Below are 7,946 nucleotides of genomic sequence, written 5' to 3' on the forward strand. Positions count from 1 at the left end.
GCGGGGCAGTGCCAAGAGTCACTGCGTACTGCTGTATAAAGCACCGCTGTCGTTCACCAGCAAACAGCGTCTGCAGGTGATGCGTGACAGCCAGGATGGTTTCTATATTGCCGAACAGGATCTGCAGATCCGCGGCCCCGGCGAGCTGCTGGGCACGCGCCAGACCGGCTTGCAGATGCTGCGCGTCGCCGATCTGCAGCGCGATGGCGATCTGCTGCCACAGGTACGCGATATGGCCCAGCAACTGTGGACGCTGCACCCGCACACGGTCGAACCCCTGATTCAGCGCTGGCTGGGCGACGCCGAACGTTTCGCCAACGTCTGATTTCTCCGCTTTTACCACTGGTCGGAATCATGACCTCAATCACGCTCTCTGCCGCAGCAGATGCAGAAGGCTGGTCTATAGTTATCTCCACCCCTAAACGATCAGCAAACGGATTTCACCATGGCCATCCCTGCCACCGTAATGAAAGTACTGGACGACTGGCACATTGATTACAGCCTGACCGACGACGAGGAGCTGTTCCACCTTATGCAAAGCAATCCACCGGCATCCTACTCTGCCAAAGTTGCCAATGTCGTCTTCCTTAAGGACGACCTGGGCAAGGTGCAGGTTGTGATCCCCGGCAACCGCATGCTCGACCTGAATCAGCTGGCCCATCAGCTCGGCCGGCAATTTACCGCGCTGTCCGCCACCGAGCTGGAGCGCCTGAAAAAACAGCACGGTCTGGATGAGTTTCCGGCCCTGCCACAGGTCACCAAGCTGGAGAGCCTGGTCGATGATTCCCTGTTACTGCAGAACGAGCTGTTTATCGTCTCAGGAGCCGGTCACGAGTGGCTGAAGGTGCCGATGGAGCAATTCCGCAACCTCACCACCAGCTCGCGCATCGGCAGCTATACCGCACCGCTGATGACCGACATTCACTACAACGATCCACAGCAGGATCTGGAAGATGTGCATGCCGCCATCCGCCAGTTCACCCCGCTGCGTATCAAACAGCGTCTGGCCGAAACCCTCGACCTGCCGCCACTGCCGGAAACCGCACGGCGCATTATCGAATTGCGGGTTGATCCCAATGCCGATACCACCTCACTGGCGCAGGCCGTTGAGCTTGATCCGGGCATGTCGGCACAGGTGGTAAGCTGGGCGCGTTCGCCTTACTACGGCGTGCGCGGCGAGATCAAAACCGTGGAAGAAGCGGTGATCCGCGTGCTGGGCTTCGATCTGGTCATCAATCTGGCGCTGGGGCTGGCACTGGGCCGCACCCTGTCCGTCCCTAAAGAAGGCCCGCATGGCTATGCTCCTTTCTGGCAGCAGGCGGTGGTAACTGCCGCACTGTGCGGCGAGCTGGCCAAGCTGATGCCCGCCCGTCATCGTCCCAGCCAGGGGCTGGCGTACCTGTGCGGCCTGCTGCATAACTTTGGCTTCCTGATTCTGGGCCATGTATTTCCGCCACAGTTTTCGCTGGTTAACCGCCATATCGAAGCTAACCCGCATATCAACCGCTTCTACGTTGAGCGTCATTTGCTGGGCCTGACCCGGGAACAGATTTCCGCCTGTCTGCTGCAACAATGGCGTATGCCGGAAGAACTGGTGACCGCCATGCGTCAGCAGCACAACCCTTACTACGAGGGCGAGCATGCCGACTATGCCCGCCTGCTGTATGTTGCGACCCGCAGCCTGCGTCGCCACGGTTTTGGTGACGGCCCGTTCGAGCAGCCGGAAGACTTCCTGCTGGATACCTTATTCCTGCGCGCAGACAGCGTGGATGAGGTAACGGTGAATCTGCTGGAGCGTATGGACGATCTGAGCGAAATGGTGCAGATGCTGAATCACTGAGTGCCTGCCGCCGGGTATAAAAAAGCCGCAACTGCGGCTTTTTTTGCTCAGAAACAGGCGTTACCCAGCCTGCCCGCTCAGGCTTTGTTTCACACCCGCCAGCCATTGCTGCAGTACCGGTTCACGGTAGGCCTGCGCCAGTCGCTGCAGTTCGTCATTCGGGGTGGTGCGGTGAACGTAGAGCAGAAACTCCGTCACGTCACGCTGCAGACCGGCCTGCCAGTTTTCCGGTGGCTGCCAGTCACGCAGCACCGCCTGCAGTTGCGGATACACACTGCTGCGGGTAACGCTGAGCAAGGCCGAGAACTGCATGGCTTCGTCCAGCTGTTTAATCAGCGCTACCCGCGCAGGTGCTGGCGGCTGCTGACGCAAACGGCTGATATAGTCCTGATAGTTACGGCTGTTCTGATCGGCAATGGCGCTGAGTTCTTTGTTACGCGCGTTCTGCAGACGACGGCTGTTAAGGGTGCTCTGTAATAACTCGCGCTGCTGATCATCGAGAGAGGCCAGCGCACTGGCCAGGGTATTCTGCAGAGCGTCCGGCGCCCACAGCGGCGTCAGCCGGTCGACGACATCGTACTGAAAACCGAGCGGCGCCTGGGTTTCATTCAGAACCTGCTGTGCCAGATTACGTGCCTGTTCCCCCAGTCCCTGCAGACCAGAAGCGCCGATAATGGCTTCGAGCTGTTGCTGCGCCTGTTCGGCGGCCTGTTGCCTTGCCAGCTCCTCAGCACTCAGCTGAGCACCCGCTTCAGCATTGCTTGCCACCGGCATGGAGATGGCACTAATACCCCGCTCCGCATTAATACCGCCCTGCTCCGCACTGATTGCCGGCATCGCTATCGTGCTGGCCAGCAGCACTGCCAGCATAGAACGCTGCATCTTCAATTCTGTTCTCCCGCTTTGGGGTTGTTGTAAGTGTCATGGTCAAGCGCCCCTTCACTGCGCGCCACCACCACCGAAACCATAGCATCGCCGGTAACATTCACGGCGGTGCGCATCATATCGAGAATCCGGTCAACGCCGATAATCAGCGCGATCCCTTCAACCGGTAATTGTACCTGTTCCAGCACCAGCGCCAGAGTAACAAGGCCAACCCCCGGCACACCGGCGGTACCGATTGAGGCCAGCATGGCGGTCAGTACCACCAGCAGATACTGGCTCAGAGTCAGATCAATACCATAGGCCTGGGCGATAAAGGCCGTCGCCACGCCCTGCATAATCGCCGTGCCATCCATATTGATGGTTGCCCCCAGCGGGACGGAGAACGCCGCCACACGATTCTGAACCCCGAGGCGCTGCTCAACCGCACGCAGGGTAACGGGCACCGTGGCCGTACTGGAAGCGGTGCTGAAGGCAAATAACTGCACATTGCGCATTTTACGCAGAAAAACTCTCGGTGACAGACCAGACAGACCTTTCAGCAATAAGGGGTAAACCACAAAGCCATGCAATAACAACACGCTGGTGACGGTCAGCATATAGAGCGCCAGATCACCGACCTTACCAATCCCCTGTTCGGCAAACAGGGTAAACAGCAAACAGAACACACCGTAGGGCGCGAAGCTCATCAGCAGCGTAACCAGCTTCATCAGCACTTCGTTCCAGTCGTTGAAATGGCTGCCAATGCGTTCACCGTATTCACCGGCCCGGCCAATGGCCACACCGATCAGCAGGGCAAAGACAATCACCTGCAGCATGGTACCTTCGGCCATCGCCTGCACCGGATTGCTGGGGAAAATATTGGCCAGTACATCAATCAGCGCCATCGGCTGCGGCGGCACATAATCGCCCCCGGTGTTCTTATCGACACCGGCACCGGGTTGCCACCAGCCAGCCAGCAGCAGCGCCAGCGAAATCGCCAGACCGGTTGTCGCCAGATAGAGCACGATGGTTTTCAGACTCAGACGACCGAGAGAGCCCTGATCGCGCAGATGGCAGACACCACAGACCAGCGATACAAACACCAGCGGCACCACCAGCACTTTCAGGCTGGCAATAAAGATTTTGCCGCCCAGCAGAAACAGCCCATGGGTAAGAAAATCATCAAGGAAGTAGTGCAGATATCCCTGCCACACAGGGTCACTCAGCAGGTCAGGAATCAGCAGCAAACGCTGGGTCAGACTGCCCAGCAGAATGGCAGCGGTCATGGCTATCAGAATCTGACGAGTAAGGCTCATACGGATATCCTATTGGCCGGGCCGCCGCGACCGGAGCCGGACGGTAAAGCAAAACCGCGGACGGTGCCGCGGTTTTTATGTTGTTATTTTTTTTTCGGTTTCAGGTATTTGCTCACACCCTGGAACCACATGACCAGTGACAAATCACCGGCAATTTTAATGTCTTTATCCTGAATGCCTTTCATAAAAGCATTTTTGTCTTTCGACGTCAGGATACGCAGACCAGTATCAGCGTTTTTAAAGCTGATGGTAAAGGCCGGATTTTTATGCGCCTTACGCTTGCTGCGTACGCTGTTGTCGGCAACGACATAGTGACGGACGATACCGCCATCTTCGGTCTGCAGCTGAAACGCAAAATCTTTGCCTTCCAGTTGCTTACGGAAATCAGGATTTTTACGCGCCGCTTTTTTCATCAGCAGGCCCAGGGCCCACAGCAGCAGTTGGAACTTGATCATGACACGTCCTCGGAATGGTAGAGAAAAAGAGTCTCTCAGGATTCCGCATGTTCGGTGATGTCGCCTGCATCCTGAAAGAGGCGCGATTGTGCCAGAGCCGGCATACATTGCAAAAGACCTTCTTTGCCTAAGCGGCGCATATGCTGGCGATTACGCTCAGGAATACGTTCCGGACGGCTGACACTGGCCAGCGCCTGCTCGATATCCGCCTCGCGGATAATATGCAGCATCGGGTAGGGGGAGCGGTTGGTAAAGTGGCTCATATCGTCTTCATCCTCACCTTCAAACAGGTAATGCGGATGAAAACTGGCCAGTTGCAGTACGCCTTCATAACCCATCTGAGCCAGCAGATTGTCGCAAATCAGCAGCCAGTTCCAATACAGGTCAAAGTCGTCAAAGCAGGAAGGTACAACAAATAACGCAGTGGGCAATTCCGCCGCATCAGCCTCGGCAACCTCACGCAGCAGTTCCATAAACTGCAGGGTGGCCTGCTCCGGGTCGGAGCTGTCACAGACATCAATACGCAGGGAATCAAAAACAGGAGCGGCAAAGGGGCAGAGCCCCTCGCCGATAACCAGCTGCTTAACCCATTCCCGGGTCAGCAGCTTTGCAGTGCTTATTGCACGGCCTCTTTCAGACCTTTACCAGGCTTGAATGCCGGTACTTTGGCTGCAGCGATGGTGATTGGAGCACCAGTCTGAGGGTTTTTACCCTGACGTTCAGCGCGCTGACGCACTTCGAAAGTACCGAAACCGATCAGGCTGACAGAGTCGCCTTCACTCAACGCTTTAGCAATCTGATCGGTGATCACGGTGATCACTTCTGCTGCTTTTTCTTTGCTCAGATCTGCTTTTTCAGCGATGGCCGCGGCCAGTTCTGGTTTACGCATGGATGATTATCCTTATTGGGCTGTAGTGGTCCCCGATTCCCCGGGGAGAACGTTATCCCCTGCCAATAGCAGGGGAGCGTGAAGTAACGAGAGGTCAGGGCAGAATAGCCGGCAGCTCTTTGTTGAGTGCTACTTTATTCATAACCCTGGCTCCGGTCAAAGCATAGCCGAGCAATTCGCCGTTTTCGTTGCGGAACTCGGCCTGAACGTCGGCTCCGTCACACTCTGTCTGCCACATGCCGGAAACGCCCGGTGCCGGTGGCGAAACCACCACAGGCACGACCGGGGTTTTCACCGTGACCGGCATAACGCCATAGCTCACATCCGTTGCTTCGCCGGCCAGGGTTTTGGCCAGCGCGCGGGCGGATGCCATCAGCGGCAGTACATACAGCAGCACACGGCCTTCGACCTCAGCACAGTCGCCCAGCGCGTAAATATCCGCTTCGCTGGTCTGCAGCTGACGGTTAACCACGATACCGTGATTCACCTGCAGGCCGGCTTTAATCGCCAGATCCAGACGCGGACGCAGACCAATAGCAGACACCACAACGTCGGTTTTCAGGGTTTCACCGTTGCTCAGGGTCGCGCTCAGTTCGTCGCCATCGTGCACGATACGGCTGACCAGCGGACCAAGATGGAAGCGCACACCCATGCCTTCCAGACCCTGCTGAACGGCATTGGCGGCTTCCGTTGGCAACAGTGACGGCAGCAGCTGCTCACATGGCGCCACCACGTCGATATCAAAACCACCGTTGGCCATATCGTTGGCGTATTCACAGCCAATCAGGCCGGCACCCATGATCAATACCCGCTTTTTGCCATCGGCAGCGGCACGGAAACGGGCGTAATCTTCGAGATCGTTGATGGAGTAAATACGATCACCGGCATCACCTTCCACCCGCGGACGGATCACTTCCGCACCCCAGGCCAGCACCAGTTTGCTGTATTCAACCGGCTCTTCGCCGATAAACACCTTATGCGCCGCCGCATCGATATGGGTAACGCGGGTATTAGGGCGGATAACAATATTCAGCTGTTCGGCCATCGCCGCCGCACTGGCCATCGCCAGTTCATCGGCGGTTTTGTTCTTGCCGAAGCCTGTGGATAACATCGGCTTGGAGTAATTACGCCCGTCGTCGGCGGTAATCATCAGAATATTCTGCTGCGGCGCCAGCTTACGCAGTTCTTTGACCAGGTTATAACCGGCCAGCCCGGTTCCGATCACTACAATCGGGGCAGTATTCTCATTCATAGACTTTTATCCGGATGGAGACAGGTGAGAAAAGGACAGGAAGTGCGGAGGCACTTCCCGGATATTGAGCGGGGAGGTATCAGATTTCTACCATCTCGAAGTCTTCTTTACCGACACCGCAATCAGGACAAATAAAGTCTGCGGGTACATCTTCCCAGCGGGTTCCCGGTGCCAGACCTTCTTCCGGAGCACCCAGCTCTTCATCATAAATCCAGCCGCAAACAACACATTGCCACTTTTTCATACTATTACCTTAAAAAATACCGATTTTCAGAAAGGCGCTAAAACTACTCAGCCGCCGGGGGAAAATCAACGGTCAATTCCGGGCATTTGCCAGCCGCGATTGGCCAGCCAGGCCCGCCCGGGCTTGCCTGACGCCCCGATTTAGCGCATCCTGCGCGCCTGAAATGATCCCCGGTTTACCGGATGTCTGCGTCTCCACCGAGCCCGTTCATGAAGGCATTGTCCTCCCTGCATACGCCGGCGATTCCGTCTCTGGCACCTGTGCTGCATCCATCTGCTCCGTCATGGTCCAGCCGTAACCGGCGCCGGGCGTTCTCTCTGCCGCCCGTCTGGCGCGACTGGTTGCTGAACGAACAATCGCTGACAGCACGCCTCAGCGCCCTGCGCCCGGGCACCTTCAATGTACAGGTACTGGCGCAGTATTACGGCGAACCGACCACGGTCGAGCGTCAGGCCCTGAAGCTGTATGGCAATCAGCGGTTATGGATCAGGGAAGTGATTTTGCATCTCGGCGATGTGCCTCTGGTGTACGCCCGCACGGCGGTTCCCCTGAGCACCCTGACCGGCAGCGAACGGCGCCTGCAGGCACTGGGCTCGCGTTCACTGGGCAGTTATCTGTTCAGCCAGCCGTCGCTGCGCCGCACGCCACTGCAGGTCAGCCACTGCAAAGCCAATGCACTGGGGTTAGAATGGTCACGGCGTTCGGTATTTACCCTGCACGGTAAGCCACTCATGGTGTCGGAAGCGTTTTCCCGGCGCCTGACCGAATTTCTCTGAAGGGCAGACCGGCCCCCGGCAAGAAGAAGAAGAACTGTTATGTCCGCATTAACCCAACTGCTTGATCGTCACTGGCCGTCCCGCTGGGCACGCTGGCAGGACTGGATTGCCATTACCCGTCTCGACCGCCCGATCGGTTCTTACCTGCTGCTCGGACCAACGCTGTGGGCTTTATGGATTGCCACGGCTGGCGTACCCGACCTGAATCTGTTGCTGATTTTCACCGCCGGTGTGTTTCTGATGCGCTCCGCTGGCTGCATCATCAATGACTTTGCCGACCGCAAAGTCGACGGCCATGTTAAACGCACCG

10 protein-coding genes and 1 pseudogene are annotated in these 7,946 nt (G+C 57.2%); 4 read left to right on the forward strand and 7 right to left on the reverse strand.

All coding sequences use genetic code 11. The features are described from left to right. Together B3P58_RS10605 and B3P58_RS10610 are read left to right on the forward strand one after the other, a co-directional pair. Positions 1 to 325 (forward strand): annotated as a pseudogene (locus B3P58_RS10605) (ATP-dependent DNA helicase RecG); the annotation flags it as partial. 120 nt (positions 326 to 445) lie between these two features. Continuing rightward, positions 446 to 1,840, forward strand: a complete 1,395-nt coding sequence (locus tag B3P58_RS10610) for an HDOD domain-containing protein (RefSeq protein ID WP_225691205.1) — start codon at positions 446 to 448, stop codon at positions 1,838 to 1,840. A 60-nt stretch (positions 1,841 to 1,900) separates the two neighbouring features. On the opposite strand, the gene B3P58_RS10615 is transcribed toward B3P58_RS10610, so the two are convergent. The 7 genes from B3P58_RS10615 to B3P58_RS10645 all read right to left on the reverse strand — a co-directional run bounded on the left by B3P58_RS10615 (position 1,901) and on the right by B3P58_RS10645 (position 6,860). Next, the gene (locus B3P58_RS10615) at positions 1,901 to 2,722 is read right to left on the reverse strand and encodes a hypothetical protein (RefSeq protein ID WP_225691206.1); all 822 of its coding nucleotides are present in this window, start codon (positions 2,720 to 2,722) and stop codon (positions 1,901 to 1,903) included. A gap of 2 nt (positions 2,723 to 2,724) precedes the next feature. Further along, positions 2,725 to 4,020, reverse strand: coding sequence for a dicarboxylate/amino acid:cation symporter (locus tag B3P58_RS10620; RefSeq protein WP_225691207.1), 1,296 nt, complete (start codon positions 4,018 to 4,020; stop codon positions 2,725 to 2,727). A gap of 83 nt (positions 4,021 to 4,103) precedes the next feature. Further along, positions 4,104 to 4,475, reverse strand: a complete 372-nt coding sequence (locus B3P58_RS10625) for an SCP2 sterol-binding domain-containing protein (RefSeq protein WP_145467543.1) — start codon at positions 4,473 to 4,475, stop codon at positions 4,104 to 4,106. A 35-nt stretch (positions 4,476 to 4,510) separates the two neighbouring features. Beyond that, a complete protein-coding gene (locus tag B3P58_RS10630) occupies positions 4,511 to 5,095 on the reverse strand; it encodes a DUF1415 domain-containing protein (RefSeq protein ID WP_349676597.1) in 585 nt (194 codons plus the stop codon). Continuing rightward, positions 5,092 to 5,364, reverse strand: coding sequence for an HU family DNA-binding protein (locus B3P58_RS10635; protein ID WP_145467539.1), 273 nt, complete (start codon positions 5,362 to 5,364; stop codon positions 5,092 to 5,094). The genes B3P58_RS10630 and B3P58_RS10635 overlap by 4 nt, the downstream gene beginning before the upstream one ends. A 94-nt stretch (positions 5,365 to 5,458) precedes the next feature. Next, positions 5,459 to 6,616, reverse strand: a complete 1,158-nt coding sequence (locus B3P58_RS10640) for an FAD-dependent oxidoreductase (protein ID WP_225691208.1) — start codon at positions 6,614 to 6,616, stop codon at positions 5,459 to 5,461. 79 nt (positions 6,617 to 6,695) lie between these two features. Next, entirely contained in the window at positions 6,696 to 6,860 is a 165-nt protein-coding gene (locus B3P58_RS10645) for a rubredoxin (protein WP_145467535.1), read from the reverse strand. Between the two features lie 209 nt (positions 6,861 to 7,069). Between B3P58_RS10645 and B3P58_RS10650 the strand changes: the two genes are divergently transcribed. Together B3P58_RS10650 and B3P58_RS10655 are read left to right on the forward strand one after the other, a co-directional pair. Continuing rightward, the gene (locus tag B3P58_RS10650; protein ID WP_186435828.1) at positions 7,070 to 7,636 is read left to right on the forward strand and encodes a chorismate--pyruvate lyase family protein; all 567 of its coding nucleotides are present in this window, start codon (positions 7,070 to 7,072) and stop codon (positions 7,634 to 7,636) included. A gap of 39 nt (positions 7,637 to 7,675) precedes the next feature. Continuing rightward, the coding region (locus B3P58_RS10655) for a UbiA family prenyltransferase (protein WP_286717451.1) at positions 7,676 to 7,946 on the forward strand (271 nt) is incomplete at its 3' end.

Source organism: Thalassolituus sp. UBA2009, from assembly GCF_002335285.1.
Taxonomy (GTDB): Bacteria; Pseudomonadota; Gammaproteobacteria; order Pseudomonadales; family Oceanobacteraceae; genus Venatoribacter; species Venatoribacter alkanivorans.